Below are 19,073 nucleotides of genomic sequence, written 5' to 3'. Positions count from 1 at the left end.
CGTACTGACTACGCGCCGACTACGCGTGCGCCGTGCGATGCGCCGCGTTCGACGATCTGTACGCACCGGAGTCTAGGGCCTGATAAAGAGACGGTAAGCAGCCCGTCACGGGTAGGCATGATGCGATGGCTTTCCAGGGCCGTGCTCCGGCCGCCTTCCGGCTGTCTTCCGACCGTCTTTCAGCCGTCTTTCGGGCACCTTCCAGCCGGTCTCCGAGCCCTCTCGCACCGCCCCGAGCCACCCCCGAACCGCCCTCGCGCAGCCACCGACCCACGCACGACCGGTCTCGCCCCGCCCTCGACCCGTCCCCAGGCCGTCTCCGGGTCGTCCTTGGGTCGTCCTGGAAGCCGGGGATGGTGGGGTTTACCCCAGGGGATCCGGGCGGTCCGCCTCATGGCGCAGCGGCCCGCGGCCCGGCAGGCTGGCGCCTATGACCGAACGCATCCTGACCGCCGACACTCCGGACGGCGGCACCGACCGGCCACCACCCGCGCGCTTCGCCTACGACCGGCACACCTGGAAGGAGATCGCGCATCTCCTGGCCAACCTGCCGGTGTCGCTCGTCGGGTTCACGTACGTGGTGACCGTGCTGTTCACGGGTGCCTTCCTGACCCTTACGGTGATCGGGTTTCCGCTGCTCGCGGCCGGGCTGCTGGGCGCGCGCCAGCTGGGCAAGCTGGAGCGGGGCCGGGCCAGGGGCCTGCTCGGGGTGCGGATCGACGAGCCGAGCCCACTGCCGTTGCGCGGGCGGGGCGGGTTCTTCGCACAGCTGTGGATGGCGCTGAAGGATCCGGTCGGCTGGCGCACGGTGCTGTACGAGTTCATGCGGCTGCCGTGGGGCGTGGTGACCTTCACCGTCACACTGGTCTCATTGTTCGTGCTGTGGCCGGTGCTTCCGTACATCGCACGGGGACTGGCCAACGCGGACCGGGCGATGGTGCGCGGGCTGCTCTCGCCCTCGGACGAGCTGGAGCAGCGGATCGCCGAGCTGGAGTCCGACCGGGGAGTGGTCGTCGACACGGCCGCGGCCGACCTGCGGCGCATCGAGCGCGATCTGCACGACGGGGCGCAGGCCCGGCTGGTGAACCTCGCGATGGGCCTCGGCCTGGCGAAGGAGAAGCTGCTGGAGGGCCGGGCCGACGAGACCGTCGCCGCCATGGTCGACGAGGCGCACGGCGAGGTGAAGCTGGCCTTGCAGGAGCTGCGGGATCTCGCCCGCGGCATCCATCCCGCGGTCCTCACCGACCGCGGTCTGGACGCCGCACTGTCCTCGGTCGCCTCGCGCTGCACGGTGCCGGTGAAGGTGACCGCCGATCTTCCGATGCGGCCGGCCGCGGCCATCGAGGGCATCGCGTACTTCACCGTCTCGGAGCTCCTTCAGAACGTCAGCAAGCACAGCGCAGCACGGTCCGCGTCCGTCGACGTGTGGCGCTCCGACAACCGCCTCCTCATACAGGTCTGGGACGACGGCCGCGGCGGGGCCGCCCTCGACGGCGGCACGGGAATGGCGGGACTCGCGGACCGGCTCGGCGCGGTGGACGGCTTGTTCGTCATCGACTCACCGGAGGGGGGACCGACGACCATCACGGCGGAACTCCCTTGGCGGGACCGGGAGGAGTAGGCGGAACAGGTGGAGGGGGCGGAGTGGGAAGAGCGGCCGTGTATGCGGACCTCGCGTCCTCCGGCCCTCGCGCGTGTATGCCGGGGGCCCCGGCATGCACGCGCGAGGAGGCCGGCCACCGCCGTCATGAGCTCCGCGCCGCCCCGGCCCCCGGAAGGTAGGGAAAACCCCCGCCCCAAGACGCCGACTCGCTCCATGTCCCGGCTGCGCGGGACCGAGCAGTCTGGAGTTACAACAGCGGACGAGTAGAAACGGACGGCGGCCATGGCCACGGAGTACGGACAGGGATACGGGTGGGACGGCGGACCCGGGTTCCACGGGGAGGGCGCCGAGGAGCGGCGACACCTGCTCCCGGCCGCGCTGCGGGCGCCGATTGAGGCGCGCAGCTGGCGTGAGTTCGGGTACCTGATGCTGAGCCTGCCGATCAGCATCATCATGTTCACCTTCGCCGTGACGATGGTGTCGCTCGGCGCGGGCCTGCTGATCACGTTCCTGGGCATCCCGGTACTCGCCGCCGGCCTCGCGGGCTGCCGCGGTCTCGGCGCGCTGGAGCGGACCCGGGCGCGCGGGCTGCTGGGGCTCGACGTCGCGGCGCCGGAGCCGTTGCGCATGACCAAGCAGGGCCCGATGGCCTGGATGGGCGCGATGCTGAAGAGCGGCGCGTCCTGGAGGCATCTCCTGTACACGGTGCTGCACTTTCCCTGGGCCGTGTTCGCCTTCTCGGTGGCCATCAGCTTCTGGACGTACGGCTGGGCGATGCTGACGTACCCGCTGTGGTTCTGGCTGTTCCCGGTCTACGGCGGGCAGGACGGGCTCCAGCTGTACGGGGACCAGGGGCACAGCATCTATCTGGACAACCCCTTCGAGATCACGGTGACCGCGCTGGTGGGCCTGCTGCTCACGATGGCCTCGCCGTGGATCGTTCGGGCGCTGACGCAGGTGGACCGGCTGATGGTGCACGGGCTGCTCGGGCCGTCGCGGCTGGCCACGCGGGTCGTCGAGCTGGAGTCGGACCGGGGCGTCGTGATCGACACGGCGGCGGCCGACCTTCGGCGCATCGAGCGCGATCTGCACGACGGGGCGCAGGCCCGGCTGGTGGCGCTTGCGATGGATCTGGGTCTGGCGAAGGAGAAGCTCACGGAGGATCCGGAGGCAGCGGCGCGAATGGTGGGCGAGGCGCACGGTGAGGTGAAGACGGCGCTTCAGGAGCTGCGGGACCTGGCGCGCGGGATCCATCCCGCCGTGCTGACGGACCGCGGGCTGGACGCGGCGTTGTCCTCCGTGGCGTCCCGGTGCACGGTTCCCGTACAGGTCGAGGTCGATCTGCCGGCCCGGCCGGCGCCGGCGATCGAGGGGATCGCGTACTTCACCGTCTCGGAGCTGCTGCAGAACATCAGCAAGCACTCGGGGGCCACCCGTGCCTCGGTCGATGTCTGGCGGATCGAGAACCGGCTCATGATCCAGGTGGTCGACAACGGTGTGGGCGGTGCGGATGTCGCCTCCGGCTCGGGGCTCGCGGGGCTGGCCGAGCGGCTCGACGCGGTCGACGGCATCCTCGTGGTGGACTCCCCTGTCGCCGGACCGACTCGCATCACGGCGGAGCTGCCCTGGCGGGGGTGAGCCGTTCCCTTCTTGTTGGCGGTGGGTGTGGGGGTTTCCTTTCCCCGGACCCACCCCTTCCCGAAACTGGGGGCTCCGCCCCCAGACCCCCGTTGTCTCCCCTTTCCCCTCGGTCCGTGCGTCCGGCTCGCCTCCTTCTCGGTTGATCGCGCCGTTCCCCGCGCCCCTCACGGGGCGCGGACCGACAACGATTCCCTCACCCACCCTCAGTTGGTCCCAAATGCTGGAATGCTGGGGGTTGACGTACGAGCGTGGGGGGCCGAGCAATCGTGGAGGACAGGGTGCGCGTGGTCATCGCCGAGGATTCAGTGCTGCTCAGGGAGGGCCTGACCCGGTTGCTGACCGACCGCGGACACGACGTGATCGCCGGGGTCGGCGACGGGGAGGCGTTGATCAAGACCATCACGGAGTTCGCGGCACAGGACGCGCTGCCGGATGTCGTGGTCGCCGACGTACGGATGCCGCCGACGCACACGGACGAGGGCGTGAAGGCGGCCGTGCAGCTGCGCAAGCAGCACCCTGGACTCGGGGTACTCGTGCTGTCGCAGTACGTGGAGGAGCAGTACGCCACCGAACTGCTGGCCGGTTCCACTCACGGTGTCGGCTATCTGCTGAAGGACCGGGTAGCCGAGGTGAGGGAATTCGTGGACGCGGTCGTCCGCGTGGCCCGCGGCGGCACCGCGCTGGATCCCGAGGTCGTCGCGCAGCTGCTCGGGCGCAGCCGCAAGCAGGACGTCCTCGTGGGGCTGACGCCACGCGAGCGGGAGGTCCTAGGACTGATGGCCGAGGGGCGGACGAACTCCGCGATCGCACGACAGCTCGTGGTCAGCGACGGCGCGGTCGAGAAGCACGTGAGCAACATCTTCATGAAGCTGGGCCTGTCCCAGAGTGACGGGGATCACCGGCGTGTTCTCGCGGTCCTCACCTACCTCAACTCCTGACGACCTGACACTGTGTCAGGAATCCACCACAACTCGAAACTCGGCCGGCACCACAACACGAACACGAGAGCCAGGCGTGAGCACGAGGCCGAGCGTGAGCACGAGAACCAAAGGATGAGCACCGAGCGTCTTCACAGGTAACGCCGGGGGGCGGATAAATCATGGCAAATCAGGGTGTCCGGCGGTCTCAAATTGGGGTTCACCGTGCGAACGGTCAGGGGAAGGCGACCCTTACCGACGTAGGGTTGGACCCGGGATGGCCTGCGGGAGGGCCGATCCCGGACAGCCGCCTCGAAGGAGGTTCACTTCAGTGACCAGTCAGGTCAGCAGTCCGGCCGAGCATGCCGACGGAGCCGTCGTAGGAGAACAGCGCAAACCGGCGGGCACAAAGGATGTTCGCCGGTTGGATCGGGTGATCATCCGGTTCGCGGGGGACTCGGGTGACGGTATGCAACTCACCGGGGACCGTTTCACCTCCGAAACGGCATCCTTTGGAAACGACCTTTCGACACTGCCGAACTTCCCCGCCGAGATCCGCGCGCCCGCAGGAACCCTGCCGGGCGTTTCGTCTTTCCAGCTGCACTTCGCCGACCACGACATCCTCACCCCCGGCGACGCCCCCAACGTCCTGGTCGCGATGAACCCCGCCGCGCTGAAGGCGAACATCGCCGACGTGCCGCGCGGCGCGGAGATCATCGTCAACACCGACGAGTTCACCAAACGGGCGATGCACAAGGTCGGCTACCCCACCAGCCCTCTGGAGGACGGTTCGCTGGACGGCTTCAGCGTCCACCCCGTGCCCCTGACCACGCTGACCGTCGAGGCCCTCAAGGACTTCGACCTCACCCGCAAGGAGGCCGAGCGCAGCAAGAACATGTTCGCGCTCGGTCTGCTGTCGTGGATGTACCACCGGCCCACGGAGGGCACCGAGAAGTTCCTGACGGCCAAGTTCGCCAAGAAGCCCGATATCGCGGCGGCCAACATCGCCGCGTTCCGGGCGGGCTGGAACTTCGGCGAGACCACCGAGGACTTCGCGGTCTCCTACGAGATCGCCCCGGCCACCGCCGCGTTCCCGGCCGGCACCTACCGCAACATCTCCGGGAACCTGGCCCTGTCCTACGGCCTGATCGCCGCCGGCCGCCAGGCCGACCTGCCGCTCTACCTGGGCTCCTACCCCATCACCCCGGCCTCGGACATCCTGCACGAGCTGAGCCGGCACAAGAACTTCGGCGTGCGGACCTTCCAGGCCGAGGACGAGATCGCCGGCATCGGCGCCGCCCTGGGCGCCGCCTTCGGCGGCTCGCTGGCCGTCACCACCACCTCCGGACCGGGTGTCGCCCTCAAGTCGGAGACGATCGGGCTCGCCGTCTCCCTCGAGCTGCCGCTGCTGGTCATCGACATCCAGCGCGGCGGCCCCTCCACCGGCCTGCCCACCAAGACCGAGCAGGCCGACCTGCTGCAGGCCATGTTCGGCCGCAACGGCGAGGCACCGGTGCCCATCGTGGCCCCCCAGACGCCCGCCGACTGCTTCGACGCCGCCATCGAGGCGGCGCGCATCGCGCTCACCTACCGCACCCCGGTCCTGCTGCTGTCCGACGGCTACCTCGCCAACGGGTCCGAGCCCTGGCGCATCCCCGACACCGACGAACTGCCCGACCTGCAAGTGCAGTTCGCCCAGGGCCCCAACCACACCCTGGACGACGGCACCGACGTCTTCTGGCCCTACAAACGCGACCCCCACACCCTCGCCCGCCCCTGGGCGATTCCGGGTACGCCGGGTCTGGAACACCGCATCGGCGGCATCGAAAAGCAGGACGGCACCGGCAACATCTCCTACGACCCCGCCAACCACGACTTCATGGTCCGCACCCGCCAAGCGAAAATCGACGGCATCGACGTCCCGGACGTCGAGGTCGACGACCCCTCCGGCGCGGCCACCACGCTGGTGCTGGGCTGGGGTTCGACCTACGGGCCGATCACCGCAGCCGTGCGGCGGCTGCGCGGGGCCGGGGAAGCGATCGCGCAGGCCCACCTGCGCCACCTCAACCCCTTCCCCCGCAATCTCGGCGCGGTGCTCAAGGGTTACGAGACGGTGGTGATCCCCGAGATGAACCTCGGGCAGCTCGCCACCCTGGTCCGGGCGAAATACCTGGTGGACGCCCACTCCTACAACCAGGTCAACGGAATGCCGTTCAAGGCCGAACAGCTCGCCACGGCTCTCAAGGAGGCCATCGATGGCTGAGACGACCACGGAAGGCCCGGGCACGATCGAGGCACTCACCCTGGTGCCCAAGGCCGAGGCCAGGCAGTCCATGAAGGACTTCAAGTCCGACCAGGAAGTGCGCTGGTGCCCCGGCTGCGGCGACTACGCCGTCCTCGCCGCCGTCCAGGGCTTCATGCCCGAACTGGGCCTCGCCAAAGAAAACATCGTCTTCGTCTCGGGCATCGGCTGCTCCTCCCGTTTCCCGTACTACATGAACACCTACGGCATGCACTCCATCCACGGCCGCGCCCCCGCCATCGCCACCGGCCTCGCCTCCTCCCGCCGCGACCTGTCCGTGTGGGTCGTCACCGGCGACGGCGACGCCCTGTCCATCGGCGGCAACCACCTCATCCACGCCCTCCGCCGCAACGTCAACCTGAAGATCCTCCTCTTCAACAACCGGATCTACGGACTCACCAAAGGCCAGTACTCCCCCACTTCAGAGGTCGGGAAGATCACCAAGTCCACGCCCATGGGCTCCCTGGACGCACCCTTCAACCCGGTCTCCCTCGCCATCGGCGCCGAAGCCTCCTTCGTGGCGCGGACCGTGGACTCCGACCGCAAACACCTCACCGAGGTGCTGCGCCAGGCGGCCGCCCACCCCGGCACCGCCCTCGTCGAGATCTACCAGAACTGCAACATCTTCAACGACGGCGCCTTCGAAGTCCTCAAGGACAGGCAACAAGCCGAAGAAGCCGTCATCCGCCTCGAACACGGGCAGCCCATCCGCTTCGGCGCCCCCCTCGACAACGGCCTCGGCTCCAAAGGCGTCGTACGCGACACACAGACCGGCGACCTCAAAGCCATCACCGTCACCCCCGAAAACGAACCACACATCCTGGTCCACGACGCACACACCACCTCCCCCACCACAGCATTCGCACTGTCCCGGCTCGCCGACCCCGACACCCTCCACCACACCCCCATCGGAGTCCTGAGGGCCGTCGACCGCCCCGTCTACGACACACAAATGGCCGACCAACTCGACACCGCCATCGAACAGAACGGCAAAGGCGACCTCTCCGCACTCCTCGCCGGCGGCGACACCTGGACCGTCGTCGGCTGACACCGCTTTACAGATACGGCACAGATACGGCGTCGACCGATGCCGACGCCGTCATACGGATTCGGTGAGGTCCGGGCCCTTCAGGCCCGGGCCTCGCCGTTTGTCTGGCGGGTCTTCAGCTCGTCGTATGCCTGGCGCGCTTCCAGTACGGCGTCCATCCGCTGCTCGGTCCAGCCCGCGAGCGCCTTCACCTGGTCGGCGGCCTCGCGGCCCAGGTCGGTGAGCGAGTAGTCGACGCGCGGCGGGATGACCGGCTTGGCGTCCCGGTTCACGAGACCGTCGCGCTCCAGGGTCTGCAGGGTCTGGGTGAGCATCTTCTCGCTGACCCTGCCGATCGCGCGGCGCAGCTCGCTGAAGCGGTACGGGCGCTCCAGCAGGACGATCAGGACGAGGACGCCCCAGCGGCTGGTGACGTGCTCCAGGACGAGGCGGTACGGGCACATCGCCTCGCCCTCGACGCTCCACTTGGTGGTCAGCGCGGGACTGCCCGTTGCCGCGGCACCGCGGGCTGCTGTGGAAGCACTCACTGCTGAATCACTTACGGCCATGCCAGTACCTTACTTCAAAGTGGGTACTTTCGCAGAGTTAGTGCAGCTCCTATGGTTAGTGCCGTACCCACCCCACAAGGAGTTGTTTCCACCATGAGCATCGTCGTCACCGGAGCCACCGGACACCTCGGCCGTTTCGTCATCGAGGGACTGCTGGAGAAGGTTCCGGCCGACCAGATCACGGCCGTCGTCCGCAGCGAGGAGAAGGCGGCGGACTTCGCGGCCCGCGGCGTGAAGCTCGCGATCGCCGACTACAACGCTCCCGAGACCTTCGACGGCCTCTTCTCCGCCGGCGACAAGGTGCTGCTGATCTCCGGCAACGAGTTCGACAAGGGCCGCGTCGGCCAGCACAAGGTCGTCCTCGACGCCGCCAAGGCCGCCGGCGTCGCGCTCCTCGCGTACACCAGTGCTCCCGGGAGCCTGTCCGCCGCACTGGCCGACGACCACCGCGACACCGAGGCGGCAGTCCTCGAGTCCGGCGTGACGTACGCCTTCCTGCGCAACGGCTGGTACAACGAGAACTACACCGAGAACCTGGCCCCGGTCCTGGAGTACGGCGCCGTCGTCCAGGCCGCCGGTGAGGGCAAGGTCTCCTCGGCCTCCCGCGCGGACTACGCGGCCGCCGCCGTGGCCGTACTGACCGGCGAGGGCCACGAGAACAAGTCGTACGAGCTGGGTGGCGACACCGCGTGGGACTTCGCCGAGTACGCGGCCGAGGTGGCCAAGGCGTCCGGCAAGGAGATCGTCTACAACTCCGTCCCCGTCGAGGCGTACAAGGGCATCCTGACCGGCGCCGGGCTCCCCGAGCCGCTCGCCGCGATCCTGGCCGGCGTGGACGCGTCGATCGAGAAGGGCGAGCTGGTCGTCGCCACCGGTGACCTGTCCCGGCTGACCGGCCGGCCGACCACGCCGATCGCGGAGTCGATCGCGGCGGCGCTGAAGGGCTGACCCCCGCCCACGAAGGACCCCCGTTCGTGACCCGCGGGAAGCACCTCCGACTGTCATGACCGTATGGCGATACGGGCATGACAGGCGGGGGTGCTCGGCGCTACCTTCTTGGAGGTTGCGCGTGGTTCGGAAGCCGCGCGTCCGCAGCCTGGTGAGAGGGAGGGGCCGTGCCGGTGGAGTCCAAGGGCGAACAGCACATAGGTCTGGATTCCAAGGGCGAACAGCGGATCGGTCTGCTGAACGGCTTCGCGGCGTACGGCATGTGGGGGCTCGTGCCCCTCTTCTGGCCGCTCCTCGAACCCGCGGGAGCGGCGGAGATCCTCGCCCACCGCATGGTGTGGTCGCTGGGCGTCGTGTTGATCGCGCTCGTGGTGATGCGGCGCTGGGCCTGGGCCGGTCCGCTGCTGCGGCAGCCGCGCAGGCTGGGCCTGATCACCATCGCGGCGGCCACCATCACGGTCAACTGGGGCGTCTACATCTGGGCCGTCAACGCCGGCCACGTGGTGGAGGCGTCCCTCGGCTACTTCATCAACCCGCTCGTCACCATCGCGATGGGCGTCCTGCTCCTGAAGGAGCGGCTGCGCCCCGCGCAGTGGGCGGCGGTGGGCATCGGCTTCGCCGCGGTGCTCGTACTGACCGTCGGATACGGCCAGCCGCCGTGGATCTCCCTCTGCCTCGCCTTCTCCTTCGCGACGTACGGACTGGTGAAGAAGAAGGTCAACCTCGGCGGTATCGAGTCGCTGGCCGCGGAGACCGCGATCCAGTTCCTGCCCGCGCTGGGCTATCTGCTGTGGCTGTCGTCCCGGGGCGACGCGACCTTCGGCGGCGAGGGCACCGGGCACGCGGCACTGCTGGCCGCGACCGGTGTGGTGACCGCGCTGCCGCTCGTCTGCTTCGGAGCGGCGGCGATCCGGGTGCCGCTGTCGACGCTGGGACTGCTGCAGTACCTGGCGCCCGTGCTGCAGTTCCTGCTCGGCATCCTGTACTTCCACGAGGCGATGCCCGCCGAGCGGTGGGCCGGGTTCGCGCTGGTGTGGGCCGCGTTGTCACTGCTGACGTGGGATGCGCTGCGGACGGCGCGGAGGTCCAGGACGGTGTTGCGCGAGGCGGCCACCGCTGCCACCGCCGCCGCGGAAGCGGCCCGGGAGGCGGCGGCCACGAGCCCGACCACCACCAGTGGCACCGCCACCGGCACGAACACGTAGTCGGTGACGGCGTCGGCGTCAGTAGTCCGTGTCCTTGCCGAGGAACAGCTCCGCGAAGCCGGTCGCCGCGGCGGGTGAGGCGAGTATCCGCCGCAGCCTGGCCATCGAGGTGCCCGCCTTGAAGGCATCGCCGGACGAGGCGCCGTGGTACACGTCGGAGAGCCACTGCGAGAACTCCTGGTACTGCCACACCCGGCGCAGACAGGCCGCCGAGTAGCCGCGCAGCCCGCTGTCGTCCCCCTTGCCGTAGTACGCGACGAGCGCGTCGCCGAGCAGTAGGGAGTCGTGGATCGCGAGGTTCATGCCCTTCGCGCCGATCGGCGCGAGCAGGTGGGCCGCGTCGCCGGCCAGATACAGCCGCCCGTACGCCATCGGCTCCACCACGTAGTTGTGCATGGCCAGGACCCGCTTCTCGATCAGCTTGCCCTCGTTGAGCGGCTGGGCCCCCTCCGCCCCGAGGCGTGCGTGGAGCTCCGCCCATACGCGCTCGTGCGACCAGTTCTCCGGGTCGTCGTCCGGCGGGCACTCCAGGTAGTAGCGGGTGACCTGCGGGCTGCGGGCCATGTGACCTGCGAACCCGCGCGGATGGATGCCGAAGACGACACAGTCCGAGGACGGCGGCGCCTCGGCCAGCAGCGCCAGCCAGCCGACACCGAAGTCGTGCCGGGCGACGGTGACGTGCTCCGCGGGCATACGGTCCCGGGTCACACCGCGTGCACCGTCGCAACCCGCGATGAACTCGCAGTCCAGGCGGACCCGTTCGCCCGTCTCCGGATCCGTGTACGCCACAGAGGGCCGGTCCGTGTCGATCCCGGCCGGCTCGACGTCGCGGACACCGAAACGGATGTCGCCGCCCCGGACATCCGCGTACTCGCGCACCAGGTCCGTCACCAGCAGCGGCTGCGGGTACACGTAGTGACGGTGGCCCGACACATCCGCGTACGGGAACCTGTGGCGCTCTCCGGCGAACCGGAACTCGCACTCGGTGTGCGCCACGGTGTTCTCCAGGAGCCGGTCCGCCAGGCCTCGCCCCTCCAGCGCGCGCACCGCCCACTCCTCCAGGAAGCCCGCGCGCGGCCGCTGTTCGATGAAGGCCCTGCTCTCGTTCTCCAGCACCACGCAGTCGACGGAGGCGGCCCGGAGGATGTTGGCGAGGGTGAGTCCCGCGGGCCCCGCCCCCACTATGACGACGCGGGTGCGCTGTGGGTGGGCGGCGGCCGACGGGGCGGAGGCGTCTGCGGTCATGCGAACAGTATGGCGAATCCGGTGTGGCCGACCGTCAACTCAAGGCCTTCCGGGTGGGGTTGGCGGACGCGTCGGTAACGGCCGCGGTGGTCGTGGCGGCAGCCACGGCAACGGTGGCCGCGGCCGCGGTGGGTGCGGCGGGCGCTCCGGCCGTCGGCGGCTTCGTACGGCTTCTGAGGCCGAAGGACGACAGCAGCGCGCCCAGTGTCACCATCGCCACCGGGACGATCAGGGCCGCGCGGAAGGCGGAGAGGGTGGCGTCCGGGTCCGAGCCCGCGGAGGCGCCGGAGGAGACCAGGCCGTACACCGCCGTCACCGCCGAGATGCCGATCGCCGAGCCGAACTGGGTGAAGGTGTGCAACAGGCCGCTCGCCAGGCCCTGTTCCGACTCCGCCACACCGTCCGTCGCCGCGATCGTGAGCGGCCCGTAGGCCAGCGCGAAGGCGGTGCCCGCGATGATCAGGGTCGGGAACATCGCCGCGTACGACCAGTCCATGCCCACGGGAAGGAAGAGCCCGTACGCGACGACCGCCAGGACGAAGCCGCCGAGGATCACCTTGGCGTGGCCGAAGCGGGTGACCAGGCGCGGGGTGAGCGTGGGGGCGAGGATCGCGTCGCAGCCCAGGACCACCAGGGCGATCGCCGTCTGCAGGGAGGACCAGCCGCGCAGTTCCTGGAGGTAGAGCGTGAGGACGAACTGGAAGCCGAAGAAGGCGCCCACGAAGAGGAGCGCGCCGAGGTCGGCCCGTACGACGGAGCCGGTGCGGAGGATGCCGAGGCGGACGAGAGGCGTGAGGGTGCGGCGTTCCACGGCGACGAAGACGACGAGCAGGGTGGTGGCCGCGGCGGCAGCACCGGCGGTCAACTGCCAGCCGTCCAGGCCGTGTTCGAGGCGGATGACGGCGTAGGCGGCGAGCAGCATCGTTGCCGCGGCGGTGGCGGCACCGAGGATGTCGAAGCCTTCGGTACGCCGCCGGGGGCGCCCGGGACTCTTCTCGTTCGCGGGCTCGTCGTTCCCGGATTCCCCGTTCCCGGGTTCCTCGTTCCCGGGTTCTTCGGCGCGCGGTTGGGCCGGGATCAGGCGTATCGCCGCCACGAGCAGGGCGCCCGCGAGCAGGACCGGGGCGAAGAACACCCAGCGCCAGCCCAGTTGGGTGAGCAGGCCGCCGATGACCAGGCCGAGGGAGAAGCCGCCGGCCGCCGTGCCCGCGAAGACCAGCAACGCCTTGTTGCGCTGCTCGCCCTCCTCGTACGACGTCGTGATGAGGGACAGCGCGGCCGGTGTCATGAACGCGGCCGAGACGCCGGTGACGAAGCGGGCGACGATCAGCGTCCAGCCCTCCGTGGCGAAGCCGCCCAGGCCCGAGAAGGCGAGGAAGACCGTCAGCCAGGTGAGGAACATCCGGCGGCGGCCCAGCAGGTCGGCCGCGCGGCCGCCGAGCAGGGTGAAGCCGGCGTAGCCGAGCACGTACGCGCTCATCACCCAGGCCGCGGTGTCGGTCGGCAGGTCGAGGTCGGATCTGATGGAGGGGATCGCGACCGCCAGCATGGCGACGTCGATGCCCTCCAGGAAGATCGTTCCGCAGAGGACGAGCAGCAGGGCCCAGGCACGGGTACCCATCACGGCTCCTTGGGTAAGGGAAGGGGCGGTTACCCGAATGAGGGTCGGTTCCCTCTTGTAACCGGTGCCAGCCTGCGGCAGCATCGGCGGACATGGAAGAAGGCACTTTGGAGTCACCGAGTAAGTGCGCGGTAACCATGGACGGCGAGGACACCGATCCCTTCCAGTGGGACACCCGTGAGGACTGTCAGGTGCGGCAGATCCTCGACCGGGTGGCCGACAAGTGGTCGCTCCTCGTGATCGCCCTGCTCGACAACCGGCGGTTGCGGTTCACCGAGTTGCGGCGGGAGATCGACGGGGTGAGTCAGCGGATGCTGACGGTGACGCTGCGGCAGTTGGAGCGGGACGGGCTCGTGAAGCGGACCGTGCATCCTGTGGTGCCGCCTCGGGTGGAGTACGAGCTCACTCCGCTCGGCGGGACGCTCCACTCGACCATCCGGTCGCTGGTGGGGTGGACGGAGGCGCACCAGGGGGAGATCGCGGCGGCTCGGGAGGCTTATGACGAGCGGGTGGGGGCTGCTGGGGCTTCTGCTTGAGGCTGGCTTTTTTTTCGCCCCCGCCGCCCCTACCCGTTCCCGTCCCCTGGGGCTCTGCCCCAGACCCCGTGGGGTGCGATTTCGGGTGCGGGTCGGCTGTGGCTGATCGCGCAGTTCCCCGCGCCCCTAAAAGGGGCGCGGGGAACTGCGCAGTCTTTTGGGGGTTCGGGGGCGGAGCCCCTGAGTCAGTGACGATGGGGGTCCCCCCGCTCGAGCGAAGCCGAGAGTGGGGGAGGGTAGGGGCGGCGGGGGCGTAAGAAAGCCTCAGCCGTCCCCCTCCTCGGCCCGGCGGGCCCGATGTGTGCGTGCCTTCTGGCGGTTGCCGCAGTGCTCCATGGCGCACCAGCGCCGCCGCCCGGGCCGGGAGGTGTCGACGAAGAGCAGAGCGCAGTTGTGGGACCCGCACTCCCGGATCCGATCCGCGTGCGGACCGGTGAACAGCTCCACCGCGTCACGCGCAACGGTGGCCAGCAACCGCGAACCAGTGGCCCCCGGCGCCCACCCGCGCGACCCGTCCGCCTCGACCCGGGCGGCAAGCGGCGCCCCGGCCGCGGCGGCGTTGACGACGTCGAGGTGATGGGCCTGGAGAGGCCGCCCATGGGCCCGGTCCGCGGCCAGTAGAAAAACCGCGTCGCGCAAGGCTCGCGTTTGCGCCAACTCCCCTTCCGTGACCGTCACTTCAAGGCCGCCGGGCAAGCGGCTGCGCTCCACCCAGCGCACCAGATCCGCGGGCTCGTGCAGCACCTCGTACCGCGCGAACTCCCCCGGCCCGCCCGTCGTCACGAGCTCCATGCACAGCGCCCCGGGGTCGAAGCGGAACGACTTCCCCCCGTACGACACGAGAGTCATCCCGGGCGATTTCGTTGCACGCTCACTCACGTAACCACTATAACTGGTTACCATGACAGAGACCCAGCCCCAGCCCCAGACACCCTCGTCGGCACCGGCGCCCCTGCACTGGAAGCTCGTCATCGACACCGCTGACCCGCACGCCCAGGCCGACTTCTGGGCCGCCACCCTCGGTTATCTGGTCGAGGACCACAGCGCCCTGGTCGAGCGCCTGCTCGGCTTCGGCGCCGTACCGCCCGAGGTCACCGTCGAGTCGCACGGCCGCCGGGCCTGGCGGGATGCCGCTGCCGTACGCCACCCCGACGATCCGTACGACAAGGACAGCGGGACCGGACTCGGACGACGGCTGCTCTTCCAGCGCGTGCCGGAGCCGAAGACGGTGAAGAACCGGGTGCACATCGACGTACACACCGCGGACGGGCAGCGGGCGGCGGAGGTCGCGCGGCTGACCGGGCTGGGGGCGGAGGTGCTCCGGGAGGTGAAGGAGCAGGGCGGCGAGTGGGTGCTGATGGCGGATCCGGAGGGCAACGAGTTCTGCGTGCACTGACAGGCGGGGACCCACGGGGACCGGGATGTCCGCCCGTGCGCGGCCACCAGGGATGCCAGCCCCTGGACGGACGCCCGCCCACGGCCGCCTCGGCTGCGCCCTGCGCCCGCCAACCCGTCCGCGGCAAGAGGCAACAGGAAGCAGGGAACAGCCGCCCGAACACGGCGCAACCGGTGTCTCACGCGCGGCCGCGATCGGGTGAACTCCAGGGGTCCGTTATCCGAACAGCTCTGACCGGATTGCGCTCTTGACGGAACGTCAGCCTCAGCTTCACCATCAGGCACCCATTCCCGTATGGAATTCGGAGCCCCCCACATGAAGCTCTCTGTTCCCGGACGTGTCACGGGTGCCGCGGTCATAGCCGTCGCCGCACTCCTCACCACGAGCGCGATAGCCGACGCCGCGCCCGCGCGCGTGGCCGCCGCACCGGACATACCCGTCGCCAACGTCAAGGCACATCTCACTCAACTGCAGTCCATCGCCACCGCCAACGGCGGCAACCGCGCCCATGGACGCGCCGGCTACAAGGCGTCCCTCGACTACGTGAAGGCCAAGCTGGACGCGGCCGGATTCACCACGACCATCCAGCAGTTCACCGCCTCCGGCCGCGTCGGCTACAACCTGATCGCCGACTGGCCCGGCGGCGACGCCAACCAGGTCGTCATGGCGGGCTCCCACCTCGACAGCGTCACCTCGGGGGCCGGCATCAACGACAACGGCTCGGGCTCGGCGGCCGTACTCGAAGCCGCGCTCGCCGTGTCCCGTGCGCAGTACCAGCCGACCAAGCACCTGCGGTTCGCCTGGTGGGGAGCGGAGGAGCTGGGCCTGGTCGGCTCGCGCTACTACGTCAACAGCCTCTCCACCGCCAACCGCGCCAAGATCAGCGGCTACCTCAACTTCGACATGATCGGGTCGCCGAACCCCGGCTACTTCGTCTACGACGACGACCCGGCCATCGAGAAGACCTTCAAGGACTTCTACGCGGGCCTCGGCGTCGCCACCGAGATCGAGACCGAGGGCGACGGCCGCTCGGACCACGCCCCCTTCAAGAGCGCGGGCATCCCCGTCGGCGGCCTCTTCACCGGCGCCAGCAACACCAAGTCCGCGGCCCAGGCCGCCAAGTGGGGCGGCACGGCGGGCCAGTCGTTCGACCGCTGCTACCACTCCTCGTGCGACACGACGTCGAACATCAACGACACCGCCCTGAACCGGAACAGCGACGCACTGGCGTACGCGGTGTGGGAGCTCTCGGAGTAGCCGGACAGCCAGATCCACTCCCGCCGGCGCCGGCCGACTCCAGGACAGATCGGCCGGCTCCGGCCCGCCGCGGCCCGTCCTCCGGGGTAGCCGACGACTGCATGCGTGTGCATATACTGCGTACGCATGCAGTCGTCGTACGCCTTCCATGACGGAGCCGCTCATGACCCGCCACTTCCTCTTCCTCCTGGGCAGCGCCCGCGACAGCGGCAACACCGAGCTGCTGGCCCGCAAGGCCGCGGAACAGCTGCCGGCCGACGTCACCCAGCGCTGGCTGAGTCTCACCGAGCACCCGGTGCCCGACTTCGAGGACCTGCGCCACGACAGCGACCATGTCCGGCCGTCCGGCGACAACACCGCGCTGCTGCTCGACGCGACGCTCGCGGCGACGGACCTCGTCATCGCCTCCCCCCTGTACTGGTACTCCCTGTCCGCGCACACCAAGCGCTACCTGGACCACTGGTCGGGCTGGCTGCGCACCCCCGGCCTCGACTTCAAGAAGACGATGGCCGGGCGCACCCTGTGGGGCGTCACCGCCCTCGCGCACGAGGAGGAAGAGGTCGCCGACCCGCTGATCGGCACGCTCAACCACTCGGCCGCGTACATGGGAATGCGTTTCGGCGGAGTCCTCCTCGGCAACGGCAGCAAGCCCGGGGACGTCCTGACCGACTCCGCCGCCCTGACCCGCGCCAAGACGTTCTTCGCGCAGGAGCCCCCGCTCGCCCGCTTCCCGTACGACAGCTGAGGCCCCCGCCGTCCGGGGCCCCCGCCACCAGCGGGTCCCATGGTCGGTGCGCCCTACGCGGTGATGTCCTTCGCCGTGAACCGCGCCCACGCGGCCGCGCCGAACACCGCCGCGTACAGCCCCTGGAGCTGCAGGTTGCGTATCAGGTCGTCCCAGTAGACCGGGTCGCGCATGAGGTCGGCGAAGGACAGCCAGTAGTGCGAGAAGAAGTACGGCTGTATCGCGTGGAGCTGGGGGATCTGGTCGAGGATCTGCACGGTGATGAGCAGGCCGACGGTCGTCGCCATCGCGGCGATCCCGCTGTTCGTCAGGGTCGAGACGAACAGGCCGAGGGCCGCGATCCCGATCAGTGACGCGGCGACGGCCAGCGCGATCAGCAGCGCCCGCCCGAGCCCCTCGCCGAAACTGATCCGCGTGCCGGAGATCGTCGTCAGCTCTCCCAGTGGGAACAGGAGCGCGCCCACGATGAGCGCCGAGGTCGCCACCACGAGGGTCGCGATGACGCAGAAGGCCAGCGTGGTCGCGTACTTGGTGATCAGCAGGCGGGTCCGCCCGGCCGGGGCGACCAGCAGATAGCGCAGTGTCCCCGCGTTGGCCTCGCCCGCTATCGCGTCGCCCGCGACGACGCCGACCGCCATCGGCAGGAAGAACGGCAGTGTGGCGGCGAGCGCGGTGAAGACCAGGAACAGTCCGTTGTTGGTGATCTGCGCGATGAAGGCGGGTCCCTCGCCTCCGCCGCCTCCGGCCGACGATCCGTCGCTCGTCTCGATCTTCACCGCGATCCCGACCAGCACCGGCACCGCGGCCAGCACGCCGAGCAGCGCGATCGTCCGCCACCGCCGGAGTGTGGTCCCCAGCTCGTTGCGCAACAGGCCGAGGGTCCACAGCGGGGTCGGCGTCCGTGGGCCGGCGGCGGTCTTCGCGGCCTGCGCCGACGGCTCTGCGAGTTCAGCCCGCGACATCGAATCCCTCCCCCGTGAGCGCCACGAAGGCGTCCTCCAGCGAGGCCCGTTCGACCCCGAAGCCCCGGACGCGGACGCCTGCCGTGACCAGTGCCGCGTTCACCTCGGCGAGATCGCGGTCCGGTGGCTCGGCGGTCACACGGTCCTCGGCGAGCACGACATCACTCACGCCCTGTTCCTTCAGTACCCGGGCCGCGTCGCCCGGATCCGGTGTCGTCACGACGAGCCGGCCGCGCGCGCCCGCCGCGAGGTCGGCCACCGGCCCCTGGGTGATCAGCCGTCCCTGGGCCATCACCGCCACGTGCGTGCACACCTGCTCGATCTCGTCCAGCAGATGCGAGGAGAGGAAGACGGTGGTGCCGTCCGACGCCAGCTCCCTCACCAGGGAACGGATTTCCCGCATCCCCTGCGGGTCGAGCCCGTTGGTCGGCTCGTCCAGCACGAGCAGCCGGCGGGGCTGCAGCAGCGCCGCCGCGAGCCCGAGCCGCTGCTTCATCCCCAGGGAGTACGCCTTCGCCTTCTTGCCCGCGGCGGCGGTCAGCCCTACTCGGTCGAGCGCGGCCGCGACGCGTGTACGCCGGGTGCGCGGGTCGGCGGTCGGGTCGGCCGAGTCGTATCGCAGGAGGTTGTCGCGGCCGGAGAGGAAGCCGTAGAGAGCGGGCCCCTCGATGAGCGCGCCGACGTGCGGCAGCACGGTGCTCGTGGCGCGCGGCATGGGCTGCCCCAGCACGCGCGCCGTGCCGGAGGTCGGCTCGATCAGGCCCATCAGCATTCTGATGGTGGTCGTCTTGCCGGAGCCGTTCGGCCCGAGGTAGCCGAAGACGCTGCCCGCCGGGACGGACAGGTCGAGGCCGTCGACGGCGAGCTGTCCGCCGCGGTAGCGCTTGGTGAGGGCGCGGGTGGCGATCACGGTGTCACCCGTGTCCGCGGTCGCTGCCGCGTCGGCCACGGTGTCACCGGCCTTCGCCGTGTCACCGGCCTCCGCGAAGCCGTCCGCGTCAGCCGTGCCGCGCTCACCCTCCATGTCCCCGTCCGCGGTGGACAGTTCCGCCATCGACTCCCTCACTTCGCCTTTCCCACAAGGGGCTCCCGGGACCGC

The 19,073-nt window shown here is 69.9% G+C and carries 17 protein-coding genes; 11 read left to right on the top strand and 6 right to left on the bottom strand.

The window, feature by feature from the left end; genetic code table 11:
- Positions 1-430: 430 nt before the first annotated feature.
- The 5 genes from OG718_RS32040 to OG718_RS32020 all read left to right on the top strand — a co-directional run bounded on the left by OG718_RS32040 (position 431) and on the right by OG718_RS32020 (position 7,511).
- The gene (locus OG718_RS32040) at positions 431-1,621 is read left to right on the top strand and encodes a sensor histidine kinase (protein WP_143642894.1); all 1,191 of its coding nucleotides are present in this window, start codon (positions 431-433) and stop codon (positions 1,619-1,621) included.
- Positions 1,622-1,885: 264 nt separating this feature from the next.
- Entirely contained in the window at positions 1,886-3,241 is a 1,356-nt protein-coding gene (locus OG718_RS32035; protein WP_306939430.1) for a sensor histidine kinase, read from the top strand.
- A 281-nt stretch (positions 3,242-3,522) separates the two neighbouring features.
- Positions 3,523-4,182, top strand: coding sequence for a response regulator transcription factor (locus OG718_RS32030; protein WP_306943583.1), 660 nt, complete (start codon positions 3,523-3,525; stop codon positions 4,180-4,182).
- A gap of 310 nt (positions 4,183-4,492) precedes the next feature.
- The gene (locus OG718_RS32025) at positions 4,493-6,424 is read left to right on the top strand and encodes a 2-oxoacid:acceptor oxidoreductase subunit alpha (RefSeq protein ID WP_328845825.1); all 1,932 of its coding nucleotides are present in this window, start codon (positions 4,493-4,495) and stop codon (positions 6,422-6,424) included.
- Positions 6,417-7,511 carry a 2-oxoacid:ferredoxin oxidoreductase subunit beta gene (locus OG718_RS32020; RefSeq protein WP_328845824.1) on the top strand — a complete coding sequence of 365 codons (1,095 nt, stop codon included), beginning with the start codon at positions 6,417-6,419 and terminating at the stop codon, positions 7,509-7,511. The genes OG718_RS32025 and OG718_RS32020 overlap by 8 nt, the downstream gene beginning before the upstream one ends.
- Positions 7,512-7,591: 80 nt before the next feature.
- On the opposite strand, the gene OG718_RS32015 is transcribed toward OG718_RS32020, so the two are convergent.
- Positions 7,592-7,954 (bottom strand): winged helix-turn-helix transcriptional regulator, encoded by a 363-nt coding sequence (locus OG718_RS32015; protein ID WP_306943581.1) that lies wholly within the window; start codon positions 7,952-7,954, stop codon positions 7,592-7,594.
- A gap of 198 nt (positions 7,955-8,152) precedes the next feature.
- Here OG718_RS32015 and OG718_RS32010 point away from each other — a divergent pair, with 198 nt between their 5' ends.
- Complete coding sequence (locus OG718_RS32010) at positions 8,153-9,007, top strand: SDR family oxidoreductase (RefSeq protein ID WP_328845823.1); 855 nt, start codon at positions 8,153-8,155, stop codon at positions 9,005-9,007.
- 197 nt (positions 9,008-9,204) lie between these two features.
- Positions 9,205-10,212, top strand: a complete 1,008-nt coding sequence (rarD, locus tag OG718_RS32005) for an EamA family transporter RarD (protein WP_143643561.1) — start codon at positions 9,205-9,207, stop codon at positions 10,210-10,212.
- 18 nt (positions 10,213-10,230) lie between these two features.
- On the opposite strand, the gene OG718_RS32000 is transcribed toward rarD, so the two are convergent.
- Positions 10,231-11,457 carry a 4-hydroxybenzoate 3-monooxygenase gene (locus OG718_RS32000; protein ID WP_143643545.1) on the bottom strand — a complete coding sequence of 409 codons (1,227 nt, stop codon included), beginning with the start codon at positions 11,455-11,457 and terminating at the stop codon, positions 10,231-10,233.
- A gap of 34 nt (positions 11,458-11,491) precedes the next feature.
- A complete protein-coding gene (locus tag OG718_RS31995; protein ID WP_328845822.1) occupies positions 11,492-13,078 on the bottom strand; it encodes an MFS transporter in 1,587 nt (528 codons plus the stop codon).
- Between the two features lie 92 nt (positions 13,079-13,170).
- On the opposite strand from OG718_RS31995, the gene OG718_RS31990 reads away from it, so the two are divergent.
- On the top strand, positions 13,171-13,614 hold the full coding sequence (locus tag OG718_RS31990) for a winged helix-turn-helix transcriptional regulator (RefSeq protein ID WP_306939425.1): 444 nt from the start codon (positions 13,171-13,173) through the stop codon (positions 13,612-13,614).
- 264 nt (positions 13,615-13,878) lie between these two features.
- Here OG718_RS31990 and OG718_RS31985 read toward each other — a convergent pair whose 3' ends face one another.
- Entirely contained in the window at positions 13,879-14,463 is a 585-nt protein-coding gene (locus OG718_RS31985; protein ID WP_328847871.1) for a CGNR zinc finger domain-containing protein, read from the bottom strand.
- Positions 14,464-14,515: 52 nt separating this feature from the next.
- Here OG718_RS31985 and OG718_RS31980 point away from each other — a divergent pair, with 52 nt between their 5' ends.
- The 3 genes from OG718_RS31980 (at position 14,516) to OG718_RS31970 (ending at position 17,012) form a co-directional block, all read left to right on the top strand.
- Positions 14,516-15,010, top strand: coding sequence for a VOC family protein (locus OG718_RS31980; protein WP_143643542.1), 495 nt, complete (start codon positions 14,516-14,518; stop codon positions 15,008-15,010).
- Positions 15,011-15,325: 315 nt separating this feature from the next.
- The gene (locus OG718_RS31975; RefSeq protein ID WP_306939423.1) at positions 15,326-16,267 is read left to right on the top strand and encodes a M28 family metallopeptidase; all 942 of its coding nucleotides are present in this window, start codon (positions 15,326-15,328) and stop codon (positions 16,265-16,267) included.
- Positions 16,268-16,430: 163 nt separating this feature from the next.
- Positions 16,431-17,012 carry a flavodoxin family protein gene (locus OG718_RS31970; RefSeq protein ID WP_143643540.1) on the top strand — a complete coding sequence of 194 codons (582 nt, stop codon included), beginning with the start codon at positions 16,431-16,433 and terminating at the stop codon, positions 17,010-17,012.
- 53 nt (positions 17,013-17,065) lie between these two features.
- On the opposite strand, the gene OG718_RS31965 is transcribed toward OG718_RS31970, so the two are convergent.
- Together OG718_RS31965 and OG718_RS31960 are read right to left on the bottom strand one after the other, a co-directional pair.
- Positions 17,066-17,974: an ABC transporter permease gene (locus OG718_RS31965; protein WP_328845821.1), complete on the bottom strand. Its 909-nt coding sequence runs from the start codon at positions 17,972-17,974 to the stop codon at positions 17,066-17,068.
- The gene (locus tag OG718_RS31960) at positions 17,961-19,028 is read right to left on the bottom strand and encodes an ABC transporter ATP-binding protein (protein ID WP_328845820.1); all 1,068 of its coding nucleotides are present in this window, start codon (positions 19,026-19,028) and stop codon (positions 17,961-17,963) included. Before OG718_RS31960 ends, OG718_RS31965 begins: the two co-directional genes overlap by 14 nt.
- Positions 19,029-19,073: the final 45 nt, after the last annotated feature.

The sequence above is a fragment of the Streptomyces sp. NBC_00258 genome (assembly GCF_036182465.1).
Lineage (GTDB): Bacteria > Actinomycetota > Actinomycetes > Streptomycetales > Streptomycetaceae > Streptomyces.
Note: the sequence above shows the minus strand (reverse complement) of the source record. Positions and strands in the feature narration are given on the sequence as shown.